Here is a 21769-nt window from a genome sequence, read left to right on the forward strand (position 1 = left end):
CGGACCCGCGTCCGGCCGGTTCGGGGCCGGTCGGTGTCGCCGCGTATCGTCGGCGAAGAGAATTGTGTCCGACTGTATCCGCCGCGCTTTGGCCATCAGACAGGACGACAGATCGCGCTTCTTCCCGCTCGCCGAACGCCAATGTCCCAGACCTCCGCCGCCCCCGTCCTTCTGGTCGTCGACGACGACCGCGAGATCCGAAACCTGTTGTCCGACCATCTGGAGCAGCACGGGTTTCGCACGGTGAAGGCCGCCGACGGCCGGGCCATGAAGGCGGCGCTGGAGGCCGGGCCGGTCGATCTGGTGGTGCTGGACCTGAACCTGCCGGACGAGGACGGCCTGTCGCTGTGTCGCGGCATTCGGGCGGCGTCCAAGATTCCCGTCATCATCCTGACGGCGCGGGGCGATCCCATCGACCGGATCGTCGGGCTGGAGATGGGCGCGGACGACTATATGGCCAAGCCGTTCGAGCCCCGCGAACTGGTGGCCCGCATCCGCACCGTCCTGCGGCGCACCGGCGGCGATGCGACGACGAACGAGGGTCGACACGCCGACTTCTCCGGCTGGTCGCTGGACATCGCCGCGCGCGCCCTGACCGCGCCGGACGGGCGGCTGGCCCCGCTGTCGGGCGCCGATTTCGACCTGCTGCACGCCTTGGTCAGGAACGGCGGCAAGCCCCTGTCGCGCGAGCGGATCCGCGCCCTGTCCACCGTCGCCGACGCCGACGACCGCGCAATCGACCTGAGGGTCAGCCGCCTGCGCCAGAAGCTGGGCGACGACGCCAAGGCTCCGGCCCTGATCCGCACGGTGCGCAGCCTGGGCTATATGCTGGCGGGGCCTGTGACATGGCGAGCGTGAGAACCCGCCACGGCCGGGCCGAGGCCGAGACCACGCGGCTGTTCCTGCTGCTGCTGGTCGGCGCCCTGCTGGCGGCGGGCGTGACCTTCGCCGCCCTGGGCCTCAATCATCGTCACCGCCTGTCGCAGGCCCATGACTTCACCACCGCCGAACGGATCGTGGACCTGGCCGGCTCCAGCGACGATCCCGCCGCTGGCCTGACCGACGGCCTGCCGGACGCTGCGGGCCAGAGGCTGGGCGCGCCCGATCCGTCGCTGACCCATGCGGTCGCCGAGGCGCTGAAGCGGCGCGGCGTGGACGGCGTCTCGGTCAAGGCGTTCGAGGCCTCGGCCGGGGCGTGCGGCGCGGCGACCGATCGTCTGAGATGCCGCATCCTGGTCCTGCGGCCGGTCAATGGCGCGCCTGTCCCGGTGGCGATCAGCCTGCCGCCCGCCCCGCGCCCCTGGACGCTCAGCCGCGAGGCCGCCGCCCTGCTGTTTGCGGGTCTGGCCGCCGTCCTTCTGACCGGCTGGATGGCGTCGCGTCTGGCGGCCGGTCCGCTGAACCGTCTGTCCCAGGGCGCCGTCGCCCTCAGCCACGATCTGGACCGCCCGCCCCTGGTCGAGGAGGGCGCGCGCGAGGTCCGCGAAGCCGCCGCCGCCCTGAACGCCATGCAGACCCGGCTGAAGGCCCTGATCGAGGATCGCACGCGCGTGCTGGCCGCCGTCGCCCACGACCTGCAGACGCCCCTGACTCGGATGCGGTTGCGTGTCGAAAAGATCGAGGACGAGACCCTGCGCGCCCAGTTCATCAGCGACTTGGCCGGCATGCAGCATCTGGTCCGCGAAGGCCTGGACCTGGCCCGGATCGAAACCACGGTCGAGGCCGTGACCCCCGTCGATCTGGACGCGCTTCTATCCGCCATCTGCGAGGACGCGGCCGAGGCGGGCCAGCCGGTCGTCTTTATCCAGGGCTGCAACGCCGTCGTGCCGACCCGGCCTCAGGCGCTGCGTCGATGCCTGACCAACTTGATCGACAATGCCGTCCGGCATGGGGGCGACGCGGCCGTCAGCGCCGTGCGCGACGACCATGCCGTGCGCCTGATCGTGCGCGATCACGGGCTAGGCGTGGCGCAGAATCAGTTGGAGAGACTGTTCGAGCCCTTCTACCGCCTCGACCCGTCCCGCTCGCGCGACAGCGGCGGCTCCGGCCTGGGCCTGACCATCGCGCGCCGCATGGCCGAACGCGCCGGCGCCCATTTGACGCTCGCCAACGCCGACGGCGGCGGGCTGGAGGCGACGCTGACCTTCCCGCAGCCCTGACGAAAAGACGCAGCGCCTGCATCCGAACGCCGCTCTCGCCGCCTCTCTCTGAAAGCGTTAGCGTGACGCGTTCAGGAGACCGCCCCTTGCCTCATTCGTTCCTCGCCCGCCGGCGTCCGGCCATCCTGCTGCTGGCCGCCAGCGCCCTGGCCCTCACGCTCAGCCCGCTGGCCAGCCGCCCGGCCGCCGCGCAGGACGCGGCGCGCATGGACCAGGTGATCCGCGCCTCCAGCGACGCCGACACCTTCTCCGGCGCCGTCCTGGTCGCGCGCGACGGGCGCATTCTTCTGGATCAGGGCTACGGCCTGGCCAACCGCGAGTGGAACATCCCCAACGACGGTGATGTGAAGTTCCGCCTCGGCTCGCTGTCGAAACAGTTCACCGCCGTCGCGGTCATGCTGCTGAACCAGCAGGGCAAGCTGGATCTGGATGCGCCGATCAAGACCTGGCTGCCCGACGCCCCGGCCGCCTGGGACACGATCACCCCGCGCCATCTGCTCAGCCACACGGCGGGCGTGCCCAACTTCACCGCCTTTTCCGATTTCGAGGCTCAGAAGACCCGGCCCGCGACGCTGCCGCAGCTGATCGCCCGGTTTCGCGACCGGCCGCTGGATTTCGCGCCCGACTCCCGGTTCGCCTATTCCAACTCGGGCTATGTGCTGCTCAGCGCCATCATCGAGGCGGCCAGCGGCCAGACCTACGCCGACTTCGTCACCGCCAATCTGTTCCAGCCGCTGGGCATGAGCGATAGCGGCTACGACCGCCACGACGTGATCCTGCCCCGCCGGGCCTCGGGCTATGCGCCGGGCGCCGACGGCATCGTCAACGCCGACTATGTGGACATGACCATCCCGACCGGGGCCGGCGCCCTGTATTCGACCACCCACGACCTGCTGAAGTGGGAACAGGGCCTGTTCGGCGGCCGGCTGCTGAACGCCCAATCCATGACCGCCCTGACCACGCCGGTCCGCAACGGCTACGCCATGGGGCTGATGGTGTCCGAGGCCGACGGCAAGCGTCTGGTCTGGCACAACGGCGCCATCGAGGGCTTCAACACCTATATGGCCTATGATCCGGGCGATCGGACCGCCGTCATCGTTTTGGGCAATCTGAACGGCGAGGCGCCCGACAAGCTGGGCGCGACCTTGGTCACCCTGGCGCGCGGCGGCGCCGTCACCCTGCCCAGCGAACGCCGCGCCGTCGCCCTCTCGCCCGACGTGCTGAAAGCTTATGAGGGCGTCTATAATCTGGCCCCGACCTTCGCCCTGACGATCTCCGTCGTGGACGGAAAGCTGATGGCCCAGGCCACCGGCCAGCCCGCCTTCGCACTGACGGCGGAAGCTGAGGACGCCTTCTACCTCACCGCCGTTGACGCCCAGATCACCTTCACCCGCAACGCCGCCGGCGCCGTCGAGGGCCTGGTCCTGCACCAGGGCGGCCGCGACATGCCGGCGAAGCGTCAGTAAGCTCTCAACGCAAAACGCCCGCCGTCACCGGCGGGCGTTTCAAAATCGCGGATCGAAGGTCGATCAGGCGGCGACGGTGACGACGCCCTCGGCCGGGTCGCGCAGGACATAGCCGCGGCCCCAGACGGTTTCGATATAGTGTTTGCCGTCGGCGGCGGTGGCCAGCTTCTTGCGCAGCTTGCAGATGAAGACGTCGATGATCTTCAGCTCGGGCTCGTCCATGCCGCCGTACAGATGGTTCAGGAACATTTCCTTGGTCAGGGTCGTGCCCTTGCGGAGCGAGAGCAGCTCCAGCATCTGGTATTCCTTGCCCGTCAGGTGGACGCGGTGACCGTTCACCTCGACCGTCTTGGCATCCAGGTTCACGGCGATCTCGCCGGTGTGGATGATCGCCTGGGCATGACCCTTGGAGCGGCGGACCACGGCGTGGGTGCGCGCGATCAGTTCGTCCTTGTGGAAGGGCTTGGTCATATAGTCGTCGGCGCCGCCGCCGAAGGTCTTGACCTTGGTTTCGATCTCGTGGCTGCCCGACAGGATCATGACCGGGGTGTTGACCTTGCCGACGCGCAGCTGGCGCAGCACTTCCAGGCCGCTCATGTCCGGCAGGTTCAGGTCAAGAAGAATGAGGTCGTAGTCATAGATCTTGCCCAGATCGATGCCTTCCTCGCCCAGGTCCGTCGTATAGACGTTGAAGCCTTCCGACTTCAGCATCAGTTCGATGCTTTGGGCGGTTGCGTGATCGTCTTCAATCAACAGGACGCGCATACGTGCCCCTCCAGGCAAAAGCTTTGCGGTAACCACCCTGACACACGGCCGGGTAACCTTGTTCGCAAGTTAAGACGTGAAAACCTTAAGAAGGGTTAACGCCATCCAATTGAGGCGAATCTAGGCTGATTTGCGAATCGGCGTCGAGGGGCTGGAGTCAACGATTCGAAATTTATTAACCATGTTGGACGCGCGCCCCGTGTTTCGGCCGACATACGGCCCGTTCCCTCACCTTCCTCACGCACGACGTGCTGCCCGCAACCGCAAGGCGGTTAAGCCGCCACGACCGATTTTGGCGCACAGTAGGATGATATTCCTATCGCGACGTCACGGCCACCTATGATGCCGGCGTCGAGAGTTCGTGAGAGGGAGACGTTTCGTGCTGGAGGAATACAGGGTGCCGGTCAGCGAGGAGGATCAGGTCAAGGCCGGGCTGGCCATTCATCTGATCGCGGCGCGCACCGGCGCCCATCCGTCGCAGATGACCGGTCGTGGCCGGATGAACCCGCGCGCGGCCCGCCCGCGCTGGCTGGCCATGTACCTGTCGCACGTCGCCTATGGCTGGACGATGGAGCGGGTCGGCCACGTCTTCGGCGTCAATCGCGCCAGCGTCGGCGCCGCCTGCCGCTGGGTCGAGGACGAGCGCGAACAGCGCAGCATCGACGATCTAATGAACGACCTCGAAGGCTGCATTCAGGGTCTGTATCAGTCGCCCCGCCTGGAGCTGCCGCAATGAGCCGGCTTCTGGAACGCGCGCGCGATCTGATGGCCAAGCCCGGCGCGTGGCTGTCGGCCGAGGGCGGCGCCTATGCCCTGCGCCTGTCGCCGGATCGCCGCAGCCGCATCAGCCTGACCCTGACCGAGACCGAGTTTCGCGCCCTGATCGACCAGCCCGGCCTGCGCGTGCGGCCAGGCGGCGGCTGGTCGGGACGCGCCCAGCTGGACCCGACGCCGTCCCCCGCCCCCGGCCGTCCCGGCTTCGTGGCGGGCGAGCGCGACCTGATGCAGCCGGACGGCCGCATGGTCCGCGCGCGGGCCAATCTGGGCGAAAGCCCCATCGCCTGGCTGGCGCGGCGCAAGGATGCGTCCGGCCGCCCCTGGTTGACCCCGGCCGAGGCCGCCGCCGGCGAACGGCTGCGGCGCGAGGCGGAACAGGCGACGAAGGGCGCGTCGCTCACCATGCGCTGGGACGCCCTGCCGACCTCCGGCTCGGGAACCGCCGCGCGGATGGAGCCGACCGACCGCGCCCTGTCCGCCGCCCGTCGCGTCGAACAGGCGCTGACCGCCGTCGGCCCGCGCCTTCGCCCCATCCTGACCCGCATCTGCATCCACGGCGACAGCCTGCAATTGGCCGAAACGTGCCTCGGCCTGCGCCGCCGCCAAAGCAAGACCGTCCTGAAACAGGCGCTGCAGGCCCTGGCGGATCACTATGGGATCGGGTGAACTGCACAGATTGCACTCAACGTCTAATACGCGATCCGGAAGGGGAGAATGTCGGCTATGGGTGGAAAGTGGATAACGCATAGGTCAGCTTCCGCCACATGACGAAACCCATCCGCATGCGGCTGAACAATCGCGCTGCCGCAATTGATCTCATCGAATGCGACGCTGGCGATTTAGAGCCTATCGACAAAGCCCTGCTTGGACTTGGGGCCGAGAGAATATCGTCTGTTGGAAATCCCGTAGAGGAAACGCGGTGCTACAGCCTAGGCAGCAGCGAAGTGATTTTGGATTGGGATGGTTACACGTCCGCCCTGCGGACTGCCGATCCAACTCACCTCGCAGCCATCTTCAATGCCCTATCTCGATCTCCGCTCTTCGAGGATGTTGGCAAAGACGACTGATAACGATGTCAGAAATGGGTGGTTAGGAGACCTTCGGTTCGCAGTCAGGCTGTCGATTGGGAGAGAGGTTTCGCCATGATCTGAGGCGCGCCTGAACCTCCATATACTCAGCCAGTGAAACGTCAGGAGACTTCGTCCAGCCACCAACGCGTTCGAGGTCCTGTTTCAGAGAGCTCTCGATCACTGCCGCATTTTCATCGTCAAGCCGGTCGATCACGTTGAGGGCCTGATTTGCCTTACGCCTGACTTTGCGGTTCTCACCGGCCTTCCTTGCCGGAATGGCCTTCCGTGATGCCTTGTCGTTTTCGCCATAGGTATTGCGGCGGTCGTTCGCATAGCTGAGCGACTTTTTTTCCTGCGGGCTTCTGGGTCGCTTTTCATCCATCTGTGAAAACTGCACCTTGTGCCCCCGTTAGGCAACCAGACGCCAACGTCCGCTATGGGTCGAAATCCAAAGTGGCCACAACGCCGGACAGCAGACCTCCACCTAGGTTATGCGACTTGCTGACACGAGCACCCTCATTCCACCCTGTCATGCCCGCTCAGATCAGGGCGACGGGGATCAGGATGGCCACGAGGTAGATCAGCGCCCGGATCAGGGCCAGCACCGCGATGACGGCGCCGCGCCCCTTTGACACGTTCAGCCGCCGGGCGAACCAGCGGGACTGCACGACGACGAACCAGGCCGCGCCGACGATCATGATCGCCGCGCCGATCGCATTGGGCAGTTCGGGCCGCTGGAAGATAGTCCCGCCCGCCGAGACGAAGGCGGCGCAGACGGCGGCGAGATAGCATTGCGCATAGAAGGGCGCGCGCAGGGTCTCGCGGGCGATGCGCTTCTTCTCATGGCGCAGCAGGGTGACGGCGGCGACCAGCGGGATCAGGCTGAAGGCCAGCGAGCGGAACAGGACCAGGTTCTGCTGGGACGCATAGACCATGCGGCTGAGGTCGGTCGCCTCGGCCGGCGGCGGCACATGCAGCGCCATCGACAGCAGATTGGTCAGGACGATGGTGGCCAACAGGAACAGCGGCGGGCTGAGCGCATCGTCGTAGCGACGCTCCTCGCTGTCGCTTTGCTCGCGGTCCGAATAGTCCATCGCCGCCAGCGGCCCGCGCAGGATGCGCCACAGGGTCAGGGGATAGAAGACCAGCCAGCTGACCGCCTCGAAGAGAAACTCCTCGAAACTGCGCAGGATCTTCAGCAGGTCCATTCGCGCCCCCGGTTACGACCCCGCGATCGTGGGTCGCCGGGCCGGCGGTTGCAACCCCCGACTACTGAACCGCCAGCGCCGCCTCGCGGATGCGGCCGACCATGCTGTTCAGGCCGTTGGCGCGCTGGCGCGTCAGGGCCGAGGGCAGGCCCAGCCGATCCAGCGCCGCGCGGGCGTCGAAGGCGCTGATCTCCTGCGGCGTGCGGCCGGAATAGAGTTTCAGCAGCAGAGCGATATTGCCCTTGGACAGGGCGCTGTCGCTGTCGGCGGCGAACCACAGCCGCCCGTCGTCCTGAGTCGTCGCCAGCCAGACCTGGGCCGCACAGCCCGGCACCTTGTTGGCCTCGATGCGGTCGGCCTCGTCCAGCGGGGCCAGCCCCTTGCCCAGTTCAATGACGTATTCGATCCGCTGCTCCCAATCGCCCAGCAGGTCGAAATCCTCGGCCAGTTCGGCCAGGGTCTGGTCCAGGGTGTCGGTCGGCGGCGTGCGGTCGGTCATGCGCCGCCAGATAGGCCGCGCGGCCGTTAACGACAACCGGCCGTTTTGTCCCCCGATATTCATGGTGAACGCCGCAATGGGGTTCGCCTCAGGGGGGAGCGGTCTCGCACCGACTCAGCCGCAGCCCTAGTCTGGGCGCAGACGAAAACCATGGCCCGCCCTTCTTGAAACCCGACGCCCACGCCAGATTCGAGGACGACCCGACGCACGACGCGGCGCTGGGCGCCCCGCTGGTCGCCTTATGGCATGCCATCTGGGCGGTGGCGGTGGCCCTGACGGCGCTGGCGGCCCAGATGATGGACGGGCTGAAGGACGCGCCGCTGGCCGCCCTGCTGCTGATGGCTTTCCCCGGCGTGTTCGGCGTCGTGCTGATGGTGCGCGACAGCGTGGGGTTGAGGCTGGCCGTCATGGGCGGGTGGATTTTGGCCGCCACCGCTTCGGCCGGCCTGACCGGCGGCGTGACCGGCGCCCTGCCTGGCCTGATCCTGACGCCGCTGGCGGCGGGGATTGCTCTGGATCATGCCCGCGTCGGCGCCGACCGCCTGACCCGGATGGGCGCCTTTGCGGTGGCCCTGCCGCTGCTGGCGGGGCTGATCTCGACCTGGCTGAACGGGGCGGAGGCGCAAGGCCCCCTGCTGGCCGCCGTCTCGGGCCTGCTGGCCATGGGCGCGATCATCGCCGCCATGCGCCTGACCTGGAGCGCGCGCCAGCGTCGTCTGGCCGAAGCCGAGGACGAGGCCGCCCGGATCGCCGCCCTGCTGGAGGACCAGCCGGCCCTGACGCTGCTGCTCGATCCGTCCGGCCGCGCCGTCGCGACCTGGGGCACGCCGCCGCCCGCCCTGTCGGTGCTGTCCCTGACCGAACAGGGCCTGATCTCGGCCGTGCATGCGCCGGACCGCCCGGCCGTGTCCGCGGCCCTGGCTCGCGCCCTGTCGGGCCAGTCGGTCGAGGTCCAATTCACGCCGCGCATCGCCCTGGACCGCCGGGTCGTCATGATCCTGGGCCCATTCCAGCACGAGACGGACCGCCCGCGCCTGATCGCCCAGGCGTTCGACGGCACGGCCCAGTTCGCCCGCGAGCTGGGACTGGAAACCGCCCGCGTCGAGGCCGAGGCCCAGTCGGCCGGCAAGACCCGCTTCCTGGCCAATATGAGCCACGAGCTGCGCACCCCCCTGAACGCCGTGCTGGGTTTCGCCGACATCATGCGTCAGAAGCTGTTCGGCCCCCTGCCCGAGCGCTACGCCGGCTACGCCGACGCCATCCACCAGGCGGGCGGCCACCTGCTGGACCTGATCAACGACGTCCTGGACCTGTCCAAGATCGAGGCCGAGCGCTACCAGTTGGCGATGGAGACGTTCGACGCCCGCGACGCCGTGTCCGCCGCCGTCGCCCTGGTCCGGCTCCAGGCCGACGACAAGGGGGTCGAGCTGGCCGCCGTCCTGCCGTCCGAGCCGATCAAGGTCCGCGCCGACGCCCGCGCCCTGAAGCAGATGGCGCTGAATCTGCTGTCCAATGCGGTCAAGTTCACCCCCGCCGGCGGCTCGGTCACCATCACTTTGGACGCCGACGGGCCGGACCTGGATCTGGCCGTCTCCGACACCGGCGTCGGCATCGCGCCGCAGGACCTGCAACGCCTGGGCCGCCCCTTCGAACAGGCCGGCGGCGCCGATCAGAAGGCGCAAGGGACCGGCCTGGGCCTGTCCCTGGTCCGCAGCCTGACCGAACTGCACGGCGGCCGCATGACCATCGACAGCACCCTGGGCGAAGGCGCGGCGGTGATGATCCGGTTGCCGGTGATGGTGGTGGCGGCGAGCGAGACGGCCACCGAGGCGACGCCGGTCACCGTCGAGGCTTGATACTTGGTAGAAATTAATCTGCGGGGTATTGGCTTAGATACGCCCTTGACGAGCCTAGTTAGTGCCACTTGGTATCAGGACTCGAAAGCGTCAGTCTGACGTCGAGGGGGCACCTGATGTCTGAAAAGAACGACGCGCTCGTTTATGGCTTCAAACCTGACGCCTGGGAGCGCTTGCCAGAATGGCTCCAGACCTTCGTCACGGAGTCCAATGAGCGCAATGCGCATGCGCACCATAGCGCCCATCGTCACGCATCGCAGACGCTTCAAGATCAAGCATGGAAAGCCAGCGACTTTGTCTTGAAGACATTGGTGACTGTCCAAGGCGGTTCGCTGGTCGCAATCTTAGCGTTTCTGGGCTCGCTCACTCAGCGCCGATCACAGTTGGATGTTGCTCCCCTCCTCGCCTCACTTGGCGGTCTAGGACTGGGCCTGCTGTTCGCAATAGCCGCAGCATTCTGCGCTTATTTCGTTGCAGTGTATTACGCAGCCGGACACGACCGTCGGGAAACGTCCTTTTCCTACCCGTTTGTTCAAACGACCCCAGAAGGCGAAGCATACGATAGAATTGGCGAAACTTTTCGATTGTGGGGCATTGGGTTCGCAGTCGCGAGCTTGGTTTCAGCAGTTATCGGTATTGCAGCATTTGGCCTTTTCACGGTTAAGGCGCTGACTGCCCCGGAGCGGGTCGCACATACGTCTCCGATGGAGACGGTATCGGTGCCTCAGATCGCAGAAAAGCCCGCCGTCCGAGAGGATGCGCGAGCGCTGAATCCGGAAGCAAGCAGACCCAAAGATCGCTAAGGGCGAACGCCTGCCGAACCTAAACCTGCCCCATCGCCAGGAAGGCCCGGCCCGCCGCGAAGTCGCCGGCTTCGAAGGTGGAGCGGGCGATGCTGCCGTCGCGGAACAGGAACTCGACGGTGAAGACCTCGCGCGGGTCCAGCGCCGACAGAGCGTCGGCGGCGGCGGCGGGGAACAGCCAGGCCTGACCGGCCGGGCGGCCTTCGGGCAGCAGCATCGCGTCGGCGTTGGTCACGCCGGCGGCCCAGAAGGCGCGGCGTTGCGCGGCGGGCGGCAGGTCGTGCGACAGCCACGGACGCGGCGCCACCGTGTGGTCGCGCATCACCACCCGCACGCCGGTCGGCCGCGAGCGCCCCTGCCAGGACACGACGGCGGCCAGTTGATCCGGCCGGTCTATGCCGCCCACCACGCCGAACCGGACGGGCGAGGCGCCGGTCACGGTCGCCTGCATCAGCCGCCAGGTCGGGCGCGCATAGGCGGCGCGGTCCGCGCTCCACTTCCGCCGATCGCCCGGAAACTCCATCCGCGTCGTGCGCGACCAGCCGGAAAAGGCGGTCTGGACCCGGCCCTGAACCGTCTTCAGATCGGTGGAGCCGCACGGCGTCGTGTTCGCCCGCGCCCGCGCGCGCTGGGCCGTCTCGGCCAGCTGCCGGTCGCTGGATCCCGCGCGCAGGGCCGCGCCCCGCGCCTGATACGCGGCAGCCGTCAGGGCGGCGGTCAGTTGCGGCTCGAACAGGCCGCAGCGGTCGTTGGCGGCCAGCACGAAGCTGCGCTCATAGAACCGGTCCTGCGGCGCGGCGAAGGCGGCGACGGGCGTCGCGGCGATCAGCACGGCCGACAGGAAACCTCTGGCTTGCCGGGGGGAAAGGCCTATCTTCATGCCCCGACCCTAGCGCGCCAGGGTTGGGGTTCCGTGTTCGAGCAGGGTTAGCGAATTGCTTCTTTCCAGCGACCTGTGGGTCAGCGCCCTGATCCGCCGCGCCCAGATCGAGGGCGCCTATGCGACCGTGGTCAAGACCGGCGACGCCCGCGCCGGCTCGGTCATCGTCAAGGCCTACGACACCTCCACCCGCACCGCCCGCCTGTTCACCGAAGCCTTCGGAACCGACGGAGACCGCCTGTGGATCCAGCCCGTCACCTCCGACAGCGAAAGCGAACTGGACGCCTATATCGCCCGCCAGCGCGGGTATGACCCGGATCTGTGGGTCGTCGAGATCGAGGACCGCCAAGGCCGGCACTTCATCACGGAGACGGTGCAGGCTTGATTCCCTGCGCTCTGATTTGCGCGGGATTATTTATCTCGCCCATCGAAGTCCGCGCGCGCCGCCTCGATGCGGTCGATGTTCTTCTCGGCCCAGGTCCAGACGCCGCAGAAGGCTTCGGCCAGGGTGAAGCCCAGGTCGGTCAGGCGGTATTCGACCTTGGGCGGGATGACGGGGTGGACGGTGCGGATCACCAGGCCGTCGCGTTCCATCTGGCGCAGGGTCTGGGTCAGCATCTTCTGGCTGATGCCCCCGACCAGTTCGCCTACGCGGGTGAAACGGGTCTCGCCGTGTTCGGCCAAAACCTCCAGGATCAGCATGGTCCATTTGTCGGCAACGCGGCCGATCACGTCATTGACCAAGGCCTCCACGCGCGGATCGGCGACCTCTCCGGTCTCGGGGTGAGCAATTCTTGCAGGTGGAAGCGCCGTCATAGCCATTTCTTTCCGGACGGTAAGTAGGGCGGTTTCAAGTGCCTACTTTCGGTTGGAGAGTGAACGTCATACCTCGCTTTCATCGCTGACGCATCCCGAGGAGACGATCATGAACATCACCGGCAACACCATACTGATCACCGGCGGCGGCACGGGCATCGGCCGCGCCCTCGCCGAGGCGCTGCACGCGCGCGGAAATCAGATCATCATCACCGGCCGTCGCGAAGGCGTGCTGAGAGAGACGGCGGACGCCAATCCCGGCATGGCCTGGGCGACGCTGGACATGGAGGACGCTGCGGCCGTCGCCGCCTTCGGCGCCCAGGTCGTCAAGGACCACCCCGCCCTGAACGCCGTCATCCTGAACGCCGGCATCATGAAGACGGAGGACCTGAAGGCCCAGCCGTTCGACCTGGCCGTCGTGGAGGCGATCATCGCCACCAATCTGTTGGGGCCGATCCGCCTGACAGCCGCCCTGCTGCCGCATCTGACGGCCCAGCCGAAGGCGACGGTGATGACGGTGACCTCGGGCCTGGCCTTCGTTCCGCTGACGGCGACGCCGACCTACAATGCGACCAAGGCGGCGATGCACTCGTGGAGCCAGTCTCTGCGGCATCAACTGGCGGACACCGGGGTCGAGGTGCTGGAATTGGCCCCGCCCGGCGTGGCCACCGACCTGATGCCGGGCCATGCGGAAAACCCTGCCTCCATGCCGCTGGCCGACTATACGGCCGAGGTGATCGGCCTGATCGAACGCGGCGAGACCCCGCGCGGCGAAATCCTGGTCGAACGGGTCAAGCCGCTGCGGTTCGCTGAGTCAAACGGCTATGAGGCGGTGTTCGAGCAGTTGAACGGCGCGCACTAGACCGGATCATTCCCGGTCAAAAGCGGTCAGGGTCGGCGGGACAAGCCGCCGATCCAGCGACCGAAGGCGGCTTTGCGACCCGGCGATGCCATCAAGCAGCGCACCCCGATGGCCCTTTATGCGTTATATGCAAAGCTGAAGGAGCGCGTTCGATGGCCGCCGAAAAGACCGCTGTCCTCTACCGAATGGTGATGGAAAAGCACGTTTGCCCCTGGGGTCTGCGCGCCAGACATCTGCTGAAGAGCCAGGGCTTCGTCGTCGACGACCGCTGGCTGACCACGCGCGAACAGACCGACGCCTTCAAGGCCGAGCATGGCGTCAAGACGACGCCGCAGACCTTTATCAACGGACAAAGGATCGGCGGCTACGACGATCTCAGGCGTTTCCTGGGCAAGCCGGTCAAGGATCCGAACCGCAAGACCTATACCCCGGTGCTTGTCGTCTTTGCCGTCACGGCCCTGATGGCGATCGCCGCCAGTTACGCCGCCGGGACGTTGCTGACGATGCGGACGCCCGAGTGGTTCATCGCCTTTTCCATGTGCGCCCTGGCGATGCTGAAGCTGCGGGATCTGGACGGATTCGCCACCATGTTCCTGGGATATGACTTGCTGGCGCGACGCTGGGTGCCGTACGCCTACATCTATCCGTTCGTCGAGCTTGGGGCCGGCGTCCTGATGATCGCGAACGTGCTGACGTGGCTGTCGGCGCCGGCGGCCGCCTTCGTGGGTCTGATCGGCGGCTGGTCGGTGTTCAAGGCCGTCTACATCCAGAAACGCGAACTCAAATGCGCCTGCGTCGGCGGCGACAGCAATGTGCCGCTCGGTTTCCTGTCCCTGACCGAGAACGTGATGATGGTCGTGATGGCGGCGTGGATGGGCTGGATGGCCTGGGCCTGAGGCCTCACCTCAGACCAGCAGCGCCGATCAATCTTCGTCCATCTTCAGCGCGGCGATAAACGCTTCCTGCGGGATTTCGACCTTGCCGAACTGGCGCATGCGCTTCTTGCCGGCCTTCTGCTTTTCCAGCAGCTTCTTCTTGCGGGTGGCGTCGCCGCCGTAGCATTTCGAGGTCACGTCCTTGCGCAGGGCGCGGACGGTCTCGCGGGCGATGATCTTGCCGCCGATGGCCGCCTGGATCGGGATCTGGAACAGATGGGGCGGGATCAGTTCCTTCATCTTCTCGACCATGCCCCGGCCGCGCGTCTCGGCGCGGGCGCGGTGGACCAGCATGGACAGGGCGTCGACCGGCTCGGCGTTGACCAGGATGGACATCTTCACCAGGTCGCCGACCTTGTATTCGGTGATCTCGTAGTCGAACGAGGCATAGCCCTTCGAGATCGACTTCAACCGGTCGTAGAAGTCGAACACCACCTCGTTCAGCGGCAGCTCATAGACCACCATGGCGCGGTTGCCGACGTAGGACAGTTCGATCTGCTGGCCGCGTCGGTCCTGGCACAGCTTGATGACGCCGCCGAGGTATTCGTCCGGCGTCAGGATGGTGGCCTTGATCCAGGGTTCGGCGATCGTCTCGATCTGCATCACGTCGGGCAGGTCGGCCGGGTTGTGCAGGTCGATTTCGGAGCCGTCGCGCAGGCCGATCTTGTAGACGACGGACGGCGCCGTGGCGATCAGGTCGAGGTTGAACTCGCGGCTCAGGCGCTCCTGGATGATCTCCAGGTGCAGCAGACCCAAAAAGCCGCAGCGGAAGCCAAAGCCCAGCGCCGCCGAGCTTTCCATCTCATAGGTGAAGGAGGCGTCGTTGAGGCGCAGCTTGCCGATCGCGGCGCGCAGGTCCTCGAAGTCGGCGGCGTCCACCGGGAACAGACCGCAGAAGACGACCGACTGGACTTCCTTGAACCCCTTCAGCGGTTCGGCGGTCGGCTTCTTCTCGTCGGTGATGGTGTCGCCGACGGCGGCGTGGGCGACTTCCTTGATCTGGGCGGTGATGAAGCCGACCTCGCCGGGGCCCAGCTGGTCGACCGGCGTGTTCTTGGGCAGGAAGACGCCGACGCGATCGATCAGGTGGGTCGAGCCGTTGCGCATCATCTTGACCCGCATGCCGGTCTTCAGCACGCCGTCGAAGACGCGCACCAGCACGACGACGCCGAGGTAAGGATCGTACCAGGCGTCGACCAGCATGGCCTTCAGCGGGGCGTTCACATCCCCCTTGGGCGCGGGCAGCTTGGTGACGATGGCCTCCAGCACCTCCTCGATGCCGATGCCGGACTTGGCGCTGGCAAGGACGGCTTCGGAGGCGTCGATGCCGATCACGTCCTCGATCTGGGCGCGGACACGGTCCGGCTCGGCCGCCGGCAGATCGACCTTGTTCAGGACCGGGACGATCTCGTGGTTGTTGTCGATGGCCTGATAGACATTGGCCAGGGTCTGGGCCTCGACCCCTTGCGAGGCGTCCACGACCAGCAGCGAGCCTTCGCAGGCGGCCAGGGACCGGCTGACCTCATAGGCGAAGTCCACGTGGCCCGGCGTGTCCATCAGGTTCAGTATATAGTCCTGCCCGTCCTTGGCCCGATAGGTCAGGCGCACGGTCTGGGCCTTGATGGTGATGCCCCGTTCCTTCTCGATCTCCATATTGTCGAGCACCTGCTCGGACATCTCGCGCGCGGTCAGGCCGCCGGTGTGCTGGATCAGGCGGTCGGACAGGGTCGACTTGCCATGGTCGATGTGCGCGACCACGCTGAAGTTGCGAATGTTCGAGATCGGGGGAGTCGTCATCCGCGCGCCCCTATCACGCGTAAGGGTTCGGGACCAGACGCACGGCCGAACTGGTCCTGAACTGCGTCACATTAAGCCTTGGCAATAAACCCCTTCGGCGTTTGAGAAGGTCTCGCTGACAGGGTATGCAACAGGCCTTCTTCCCAACCGGCGTGAGCCGGCGATCCGCTTCGCCTGCAACCGAGGAACTCCCCCGTGTCCAAGACGACCCGCACCGTTTTCAACTTCGGCGCCGTCGCCCTGTCGGCCCTCCTGTTGGCCAGCTGCGGCGGACATGGCGAGGAAAAGAAGGACGAGAAGGCCGCAGGCGGCTCGCGCCAGACCATCAGCGCCGCGACCGTGACCCAGACCAGCCTGGACCGCACCGTGACCGCATCGGGCACCGTCTCCGCCTGGGAAGAGGTGCCGGTGGCGGCGGAAACCGGGGGCCTGACCGCTGTCGCCGTCTATGTGGACGAAGGCTCCTACGTCCGTCAGGGCCAGCCGCTGGTGCAGATGAACGACGTCCTGCTGCGCGCCCAGTTGCGCCAGCAGCAGGCCCAGGTGCAGCTGGCCGAGGCCAATGTGGCGCGCGACAACGCCGCGCTCGATCGCGCGCAGCAGCTGAAGGAACGCGGCTTCCTCAGCCAGGCGTCGCTGGACACGGCCCTGGCCAATCAACGCAGCTCGAACGCCAATCTGGCCGCAGCCCGCGCGGCCCTCAGCCAGACCCAGACCCAGCTGTCGCAGGCGACCATCCGCGCGCCCGTCGGCGGCCTGATCATCAGCCGTAGCGTCACCAAGGGCCAGATCATCGCCGCCGGGACCGAGCTGTTCCGCATGGTGCGCGACGGCCGGCTGGAACTGGACGCCCAGGTGCCCGAGACCGAACTGTCCCTGGTCCGCGCCGGTCAGTCGGCGACCGTGACCTCCAGCGAGGCGGGTCAGACTACCGGCTCGGTCCGCATCGTCACGCCCGAGGTCAACGCCACCACCCGTCTGGGCCTGGCGCGCATCTCGCTGGCGCCCGGCGCTCAGCTTCGTCCCGGCATGTTCGCCCGCGCCGACATCGCCGTCGGCGATCAACCGGCGACCACCGTGCCGACCGGGGCGGTCCTGTACCGCGACAACAAGCCCGGCGTCTTCGTGATCAGGGCCGACAACACCGTCCACTTCCAGCCCGTGACCATCCTGTCGCGCACTGAGGCGCAGACGGCGGTCAGCGGCGTGAACACCGGAGTCCGCGTGGCGGTCGACGGGGCCGGTTTCCTGAACGAGGGCGACCGCGTCAACGTCGGCCAGGCGGTCGGCGCGGCTCCCGCCGCCCAGCCTGCTGCCCCGACGGCCAAGAAGTAGGACCGACGCCATGAATCAGATGTCGTCCTGGGCGATCAAGAACCCGATCCCGATCATCCTGCTGTTCCTGCTGCTGACGCTCGGCGGCGTGGTCGGCTTCATGGGCATGCGGATCAATCAGAACCCCGACATCGACTTTCCACTGGTCGCCGTCACGGCCGCCCGCCCCGGCTCGGCCCCGGCGGAGATGGAGGTCCAGGTCACACGCCTGATCGAGGATTCGCTGGCCGGCCTGTCGGGCGTGCGCCACATCACCTCCAACATCACCGACGGCGTCTCGACCACGACGATCGAGTTCGAGCTGGGCACCGACACCGACCGCGCCACCAACGACGTGCGCAACGCCATGACCGGCCTGCGCGCGTCCCTGCCCCAGGACATGCAGGAGCCGGCGGTCCAGCGTATCGACATCACCGGCGACGCCCTGATCACCTATGTGGTCCGCTCGCCCACCATGACGCCGGAAGAGATCAGCTGGTTCATCGACAACGAGGTCAGCCGCAGCTTGCTGGCTCTGGGCGGCGTGGGAGAAGTCAACCGCTCGGGCGGGGTGGACCGCGAGATCCGCGTCGAGCTGGATCCGCAACGCCTGGCCGCATACGGCGTCACCGCCGCCGAGGTCAGCCAGGCGCTGAACAACGTCAACAACAATCTGCCGGGCGGCCGGGTCACCATCGCAGGCTCCGAGAGGGCCGTGCGCACCCTCGGAGCCGCGACCTCGGTGGCGCAGCTTCGCGAGACCCTGGTCCCCTTGGGCGACGGCAAGACCATCCGCCTCGATAACCTGGGCACGGTCGAGGACAAGTGGAGCGAGCCGCGCCGCCTGGCCCGCTACAACGGCCAGGAGGCTGTGACCTTCAACTTCCTGCGGTCGCGCACCGCGTCCGAGGTCAAGGTCGCCGAAAAGGTCCGCGAGGAGGTCAAGAAGCTTGACGACGCCCACCCCGAACTGACGATCCAGCAGGTCACCGCCAGCGTCGAACAGATCGAGGAATCCTATCTGGCCTCGCTGGAGGCCCTGCTGCTGGGCGCCGTGCTGGCGGTCATCATCGTCTTCATCTTCCTGCGCGACTGGCGGGCGACCTTCATCGCGGCCATTGCCATGCCGATGTCGCTGATCCCGACCTTCGCCATCCTGGGCCCGCTGGACCAGTCGCTGAACGTGGTGACCCTTCTGGCCCTGTCGCTGACGATCGGCATCCTGGTCGACGATGCGATCGTGGAGATCGAGAATATCGTGCGCCACATGCGCGACGGAAAACCGCCCTACAACGCCTCGCTGGAGGCGGCCGACGAGATCGGTCTGGCGGTCGTGGCCACCACCGCCACCATCATCGCCGTCTTCGCGCCCGTCGGCTTCATGCCCGGCATCATCGGGCAGTTCTTCAAGGCCTTCGCGCTGGCCGCCTGCGTCTCCGTCGCCTTCTCGCTTCTGGTGGCGCGCACCCTGACGCCGCTGATGGCGGCCTACATCCTCAAGCACGCCAACCATGAGGATCGCGATCCGTTCTGGATGGGCGGCTATCTGAAGGCGCTACGCTGGTCGCTGGGCAACCGGTGGAAAGTCTTGATCCTCGGCGTGCTGTTTCTGTTTGGCTCCATCGCCACGGCCGTCATCGCCAAGATGTCGTTCGAATTCATGTCGCCCGGCGATACCGCCCGCGCCGCCTTCCAGGTCGAACTGCCGCCTGGCGCGACGCTGGCCCAGACCGACGCCGTGGTTCGGCAGGTCACAAAGCGGTTGGAGGCCCGCCCCGAGGTGATCTCGGTCTATGCCGCCATCGGCGGTCAGGACGTGACCCAGGCCAATGTCTATGCCGACATGGTCCCCAAGGGCGACCGCGAACTGAGCCAGCAGGCCTTCGCCCGCGCCATGGTGGACGAGCTGAAACAGATCCCCGGCGCCCGCATCCGTGCGGGCATCGCCCAGCAGGGCGGCGGTCCCGGCGATGGCACCAGCTACACCTTCTCGATCCTCAGCGATAATCCCGACGCCCTGAACGCAGCGGCGAGAAAGGTCGAGGAAGAGATGCGCGGCGTCCCCGGCCTGGCCAACGTCGTCAACTCGGCCGCCATCGCCCGACCCGAAATTCTGGTCACGCCACGTCCCGACGAGGCGGCCCTGGCCGGCGTTTCGGCGGGCGCCATCTCCCAGGCCGTGCGGGTCGCCACCATCGGCGACGTGGATCAGAACCTGCCCAAGTACAATCTCGGCGACCGCCAGATCCCGATCCGCCTGCAACTGACCGCAGATGCGCGCGAGGATCTGACCGTGCTGGAGAACCTGCGCGTGCCGGCGACGGGCGGAACCTCTGTTCCGCTCAGCGCCGTCGCCGATATCCAGTTCGGCGCCGGTCCCGCCACCGTCACCCGCCAGGATCGGTCGCGTATCGCCTCGATCAGCGCCGAGTTGGACGGCATCACCACCGGTGCGGCGGGCGCGGCGGTCAACCGCCTGCCCTCGGTCAAGAACCTGCCCGCCGGCGTGCGTCAGGTGCCGGCCGGCGACGCCGAGTTCATTCAGGAGATGCTGACCGGCTTCGCCATCGCCTTCGCGTCGGGCATTCTGCTGATGTATGCGGTTCTGACGCTGCTGTTCAAAAGCTTCGCCTATCCGATCACCATCATGGCGGCCCTGCCGCTGGCCATCGGCGGCGCCTTCATCGCCCTGGCTATCGGCGGCGCCAACTTCTCCATGTCGGCCCTGATCGGGGTGCTGATGCTGATGGGGATCGCGGCCAAGAATTCCATCCTGCTGGTGGATTATGTCATCATGGCCGAGCGAGAGGGCATGCCCCGCCACGAGGCCATCATGGACGCGGCGCACAAGCGCGCTCGGCCGATCCTGATGACCACCTTCGCCATGGGCGCCGGCATGGTGCCCATCGCCCTTGGGGTCGGCGCCGACGTCCAGTTCCGCTCGCCCATGGCCATCGCCGTGCTGGGTGGACTGATCTCGTCGACCTTCCTGTCCCTGCTCTACATCCCCGCCATCTTCACCATCGTCGACGACATCGCCGGCTGGGGCCGCCGCATCCTGAGCCGAAAGACGGCCGGGCAGCGGGAGCTGGCGAAACCGAGACAGGGGCCGTTGGTGGAGTAGCGCGCGGCGCCTTTCACACCGCACCTTCGTCACCGTCTCCGTCACCCTCGGCACAGAACCCGAGGGTGAAGGTTCTAAAAAAAGGCAGGTTTCCCGCGTCGATCCGGACCGGAACAGACTAAGCGCAACGCGCAGCCGATCTGCCAATTCCTGGAAAATGATGGCGCGGAGCGCCTATGCCTTTGCGGAGCCTTCTCGACCGAGACCTTTTTCGCGGGGCGGTATCTGCCGCTCTAGTGCGCGACGGGCGCGCTGGGCCAGGACAGCCGAGCCATTGCGCCGGGCGAGGACGGTCGCAGCGACCAGTCTCCGCCGAGCTGGCGAGCCAGGGCCGTGATGATCCGCAGGCCCAGGCTGATCGGTTCGGCGGCCGTATCCTCGGCGACGCCCACGCCGTCGTCGGCGACGGTCAGGGTGCGCACCGCGCCGTCGTCGCACAGATCAATCGTGATCCGGCCGGGCCGATCGGGAAAGCCGTGCTCCAGCGCGTTGTTGACGCATTCCAGCATGATCAGCACCACGGGCGTGGCCTCTTCGGCCGACAGAACCACGTCGCCGCTGGAGATGGAGACAATCACGTCGTCACGCGCGGCCGCCGTCAGCGCATCGTCGACGATCGATCGCGCCAAATCCTGAAAAGCGGTGTTCTTCTGGTCTGCGTCGGCCAGACTGCGCTGGATGCGGGCCACCAGACCCGTGCGGGACGAGGCGTCGGCCAAAGCCTTTCTGGCGCCTGGGTCGGCGGCGGCGCGCGCCTCCAGGCTCAACAAGGCGCTGACCACCTGAATATTGTTCGACACCCGGTGCTGCACTTCTCTGAGCAGAATGTCGCGGCTTTCCGCGAGCGCAGCGTTGCGCTCGACTTCGCGCGCCAACTTTCCTGACGCCTTGTCCATGCCGACGATGAAGAAGATGTCGACGGCGACGACGAAGGCATAGAAGCCGATGGCGACGAAGGTCGCGACGCTGAGGTCGAACCCAGCCGGGCCGATCCAGAACCACCAGGCCGACAACCCCGACAGGGTCGCTGTCAGGACCGCCGGGCGCAGGCCCGCATAGAAGGCGACCAGCACGACAGCCGGAAAAAAGGTCAGATAGGGAAAGCCCGGCGGAAACCAGTGCGCCAGGCCGTAGCGAATGGCGAAGGCGACCAGCCAGGCGGCTATGGCGAAGGCATAACCGCGCCAGACGGGCGTTCGAAACTTCTGATGACGCATTCGCTTCCTCAATGGACGCAATGCGTCGACAAAGCCTTGTATCGGGCAGTGGAACGTCCGCGTCCAGCATGGCTTGACGAGGGAAACCGGTCGATCGGCGAAAAGTCGATAACGAGAGCCTGCTGTGACAACGCCAGGTCGCACCCGCCCACGGGCTTGATTGTACAGAAAAAGGGCCGGCCGGTTTCCCGGTCGGCCCTTGGTCGGTCAGCCTTGAGGGC

21 protein-coding genes are annotated in these 21769 nt (G+C 66.8%); 13 read left to right on the plus strand and 8 right to left on the minus strand.

Going from position 1 to position 21769, the window contains the following annotated elements; all coding sequences use genetic code 11:
- Positions 1 to 141 precede the first annotated feature (141 nt).
- From BLR19_RS06525 to BLR19_RS06535, 3 genes are all read left to right on the plus strand, one after another.
- Positions 142 to 858 carry a response regulator gene (locus BLR19_RS06525; protein ID WP_091748539.1) on the plus strand — a complete coding sequence of 239 codons (717 nt, stop codon included), beginning with the start codon at positions 142 to 144 and terminating at the stop codon, positions 856 to 858.
- Positions 846 to 2159, plus strand: a complete 1314-nt coding sequence (locus BLR19_RS06530; RefSeq protein WP_091748542.1) for a sensor histidine kinase — start codon at positions 846 to 848, stop codon at positions 2157 to 2159. The genes BLR19_RS06525 and BLR19_RS06530 overlap by 13 nt, the downstream gene beginning before the upstream one ends.
- A gap of 86 nt (positions 2160 to 2245) precedes the next feature.
- A complete protein-coding gene (locus BLR19_RS06535; protein WP_091748545.1) occupies positions 2246 to 3625 on the plus strand; it encodes a serine hydrolase in 1380 nt (459 codons plus the stop codon).
- Between the two features lie 63 nt (positions 3626 to 3688).
- On the opposite strand, the gene ctrA is transcribed toward BLR19_RS06535, so the two are convergent.
- On the minus strand, positions 3689 to 4390 hold the full coding sequence (gene ctrA, locus BLR19_RS06540; protein ID WP_017505852.1) for a response regulator transcription factor CtrA: 702 nt from the start codon (positions 4388 to 4390) through the stop codon (positions 3689 to 3691).
- A gap of 361 nt (positions 4391 to 4751) precedes the next feature.
- On the opposite strand from ctrA, the gene BLR19_RS06545 reads away from it, so the two are divergent.
- The 3 genes from BLR19_RS06545 (at position 4752) to BLR19_RS14600 (ending at position 6234) form a co-directional block, all read left to right on the plus strand.
- Complete coding sequence (locus BLR19_RS06545) at positions 4752 to 5126, plus strand: chromosomal replication initiator DnaA (RefSeq protein ID WP_255366473.1); 375 nt, start codon at positions 4752 to 4754, stop codon at positions 5124 to 5126.
- Complete coding sequence (locus BLR19_RS06550; protein WP_091748551.1) at positions 5123 to 5833, plus strand: DUF6456 domain-containing protein; 711 nt, start codon at positions 5123 to 5125, stop codon at positions 5831 to 5833. The genes BLR19_RS06545 and BLR19_RS06550 overlap by 4 nt, the downstream gene beginning before the upstream one ends.
- 98 nt (positions 5834 to 5931) lie before the next feature.
- Positions 5932 to 6234, plus strand: coding sequence for a hypothetical protein (locus BLR19_RS14600; protein WP_143007338.1), 303 nt, complete (start codon positions 5932 to 5934; stop codon positions 6232 to 6234).
- Positions 6235 to 6256: 22 nt separating this feature from the next.
- Here BLR19_RS14600 and BLR19_RS14605 read toward each other — a convergent pair whose 3' ends face one another.
- From BLR19_RS14605 to BLR19_RS06560, 3 genes are all read right to left on the minus strand, one after another.
- The gene (locus tag BLR19_RS14605) at positions 6257 to 6634 is read right to left on the minus strand and encodes a hypothetical protein (RefSeq protein ID WP_143007339.1); all 378 of its coding nucleotides are present in this window, start codon (positions 6632 to 6634) and stop codon (positions 6257 to 6259) included.
- 142 nt (positions 6635 to 6776) lie between these two features.
- A complete protein-coding gene (locus BLR19_RS06555) occupies positions 6777 to 7445 on the minus strand; it encodes a hypothetical protein (protein ID WP_091748553.1) in 669 nt (222 codons plus the stop codon).
- Between the two features lie 61 nt (positions 7446 to 7506).
- A complete protein-coding gene (locus BLR19_RS06560) occupies positions 7507 to 7944 on the minus strand; it encodes a SufE family protein (protein ID WP_091748556.1) in 438 nt (145 codons plus the stop codon).
- A gap of 164 nt (positions 7945 to 8108) precedes the next feature.
- On the opposite strand from BLR19_RS06560, the gene BLR19_RS06565 reads away from it, so the two are divergent.
- On the plus strand, positions 8109 to 9800 hold the full coding sequence (locus BLR19_RS06565) for a sensor histidine kinase (protein ID WP_091748559.1): 1692 nt from the start codon (positions 8109 to 8111) through the stop codon (positions 9798 to 9800).
- A 116-nt stretch (positions 9801 to 9916) separates the two neighbouring features.
- Positions 9917 to 10603: a hypothetical protein gene (locus BLR19_RS14610; RefSeq protein WP_143007340.1), complete on the plus strand. Its 687-nt coding sequence runs from the start codon at positions 9917 to 9919 to the stop codon at positions 10601 to 10603.
- A 19-nt stretch (positions 10604 to 10622) separates the two neighbouring features.
- On the opposite strand, the gene BLR19_RS06570 is transcribed toward BLR19_RS14610, so the two are convergent.
- Complete coding sequence (locus tag BLR19_RS06570) at positions 10623 to 11483, minus strand: hypothetical protein (protein ID WP_176758281.1); 861 nt, start codon at positions 11481 to 11483, stop codon at positions 10623 to 10625.
- 55 nt (positions 11484 to 11538) lie between these two features.
- Between BLR19_RS06570 and BLR19_RS06575 the strand changes: the two genes are divergently transcribed.
- Positions 11539 to 11868 carry a DUF1491 family protein gene (locus BLR19_RS06575; RefSeq protein WP_091748565.1) on the plus strand — a complete coding sequence of 110 codons (330 nt, stop codon included), beginning with the start codon at positions 11539 to 11541 and terminating at the stop codon, positions 11866 to 11868.
- Between the two features lie 26 nt (positions 11869 to 11894).
- Here BLR19_RS06575 and BLR19_RS06580 read toward each other — a convergent pair whose 3' ends face one another.
- Positions 11895 to 12299, minus strand: coding sequence for a winged helix-turn-helix transcriptional regulator (locus tag BLR19_RS06580; RefSeq protein ID WP_255366476.1), 405 nt, complete (start codon positions 12297 to 12299; stop codon positions 11895 to 11897).
- 109 nt (positions 12300 to 12408) lie between these two features.
- On the opposite strand from BLR19_RS06580, the gene BLR19_RS06585 reads away from it, so the two are divergent.
- Together BLR19_RS06585 and BLR19_RS06590 are read left to right on the plus strand one after the other, a co-directional pair.
- Complete coding sequence (locus BLR19_RS06585; protein WP_091749177.1) at positions 12409 to 13161, plus strand: SDR family oxidoreductase; 753 nt, start codon at positions 12409 to 12411, stop codon at positions 13159 to 13161.
- Positions 13162 to 13313: 152 nt separating this feature from the next.
- Positions 13314 to 14057 carry a glutaredoxin family protein gene (locus BLR19_RS06590; protein WP_091748571.1) on the plus strand — a complete coding sequence of 248 codons (744 nt, stop codon included), beginning with the start codon at positions 13314 to 13316 and terminating at the stop codon, positions 14055 to 14057.
- Positions 14058 to 14084: 27 nt separating this feature from the next.
- On the opposite strand, the gene lepA is transcribed toward BLR19_RS06590, so the two are convergent.
- Positions 14085 to 15893, minus strand: coding sequence for a translation elongation factor 4 (lepA, locus tag BLR19_RS06595; protein WP_091748574.1), 1809 nt, complete (start codon positions 15891 to 15893; stop codon positions 14085 to 14087).
- A 195-nt stretch (positions 15894 to 16088) separates the two neighbouring features.
- On the opposite strand from lepA, the gene BLR19_RS06600 reads away from it, so the two are divergent.
- Positions 16089 to 17228: an efflux RND transporter periplasmic adaptor subunit gene (locus BLR19_RS06600; protein WP_091748577.1), complete on the plus strand. Its 1140-nt coding sequence runs from the start codon at positions 16089 to 16091 to the stop codon at positions 17226 to 17228.
- A gap of 10 nt (positions 17229 to 17238) precedes the next feature.
- Positions 17239 to 20331 (plus strand): efflux RND transporter permease subunit, encoded by a 3093-nt coding sequence (locus tag BLR19_RS06605; RefSeq protein WP_091748580.1) that lies wholly within the window; start codon positions 17239 to 17241, stop codon positions 20329 to 20331.
- A gap of 233 nt (positions 20332 to 20564) precedes the next feature.
- Here BLR19_RS06605 and BLR19_RS06610 read toward each other — a convergent pair whose 3' ends face one another.
- Positions 20565 to 21548 carry a sensor histidine kinase gene (locus BLR19_RS06610; protein ID WP_091748583.1) on the minus strand — a complete coding sequence of 328 codons (984 nt, stop codon included), beginning with the start codon at positions 21546 to 21548 and terminating at the stop codon, positions 20565 to 20567.
- Positions 21549 to 21769 lie beyond the last annotated feature (221 nt).

It is taken from the genome of Brevundimonas sp. 374, from assembly GCF_900102995.1.
In the GTDB taxonomy this organism is placed as follows: Bacteria; Pseudomonadota; Alphaproteobacteria; order Caulobacterales; family Caulobacteraceae; genus Brevundimonas; species Brevundimonas vesicularis_C.

Coding starts and splice junctions, on each gene's coding strand:
- BLR19_RS06550 (WP_091748551.1), top strand. CDS start 5,123: ATGAGCCGGCTTCTGGAACGCGCGCGCGATCTGATGGCCAAGCCCGGC.
- BLR19_RS06580 (WP_255366476.1), bottom strand. CDS start 12,299: ATGACGGCGCTTCCACCTGCAAGAATTGCTCACCCCGAGACCGGAGAG.
- BLR19_RS06530 (WP_091748542.1), top strand. CDS start 846: ATGGCGAGCGTGAGAACCCGCCACGGCCGGGCCGAGGCCGAGACCACG.
- BLR19_RS14610 (WP_143007340.1), top strand. CDS start 9,917: ATGTCTGAAAAGAACGACGCGCTCGTTTATGGCTTCAAACCTGACGCC.
- BLR19_RS06610 (WP_091748583.1), bottom strand. CDS start 21,548: ATGCGTCATCAGAAGTTTCGAACGCCCGTCTGGCGCGGTTATGCCTTC.
- BLR19_RS06605 (WP_091748580.1), top strand. CDS start 17,239: ATGAATCAGATGTCGTCCTGGGCGATCAAGAACCCGATCCCGATCATC.
- BLR19_RS06570 (WP_176758281.1), bottom strand. CDS start 11,483: ATGAAGATAGGCCTTTCCCCCCGGCAAGCCAGAGGTTTCCTGTCGGCC.
- BLR19_RS06590 (WP_091748571.1), top strand. CDS start 13,314: ATGGCCGCCGAAAAGACCGCTGTCCTCTACCGAATGGTGATGGAAAAG.
- BLR19_RS14600 (WP_143007338.1), top strand. CDS start 5,932: ATGACGAAACCCATCCGCATGCGGCTGAACAATCGCGCTGCCGCAATT.
- lepA (WP_091748574.1), bottom strand. CDS start 15,893: ATGACGACTCCCCCGATCTCGAACATTCGCAACTTCAGCGTGGTCGCG.
- BLR19_RS06560 (WP_091748556.1), bottom strand. CDS start 7,944: ATGACCGACCGCACGCCGCCGACCGACACCCTGGACCAGACCCTGGCC.
- ctrA (WP_017505852.1), bottom strand. CDS start 4,390: ATGCGCGTCCTGTTGATTGAAGACGATCACGCAACCGCCCAAAGCATC.
- BLR19_RS06525 (WP_091748539.1), top strand. CDS start 142: ATGTCCCAGACCTCCGCCGCCCCCGTCCTTCTGGTCGTCGACGACGAC.
- BLR19_RS06585 (WP_091749177.1), top strand. CDS start 12,409: ATGAACATCACCGGCAACACCATACTGATCACCGGCGGCGGCACGGGC.
- BLR19_RS06555 (WP_091748553.1), bottom strand. CDS start 7,445: ATGGACCTGCTGAAGATCCTGCGCAGTTTCGAGGAGTTTCTCTTCGAG.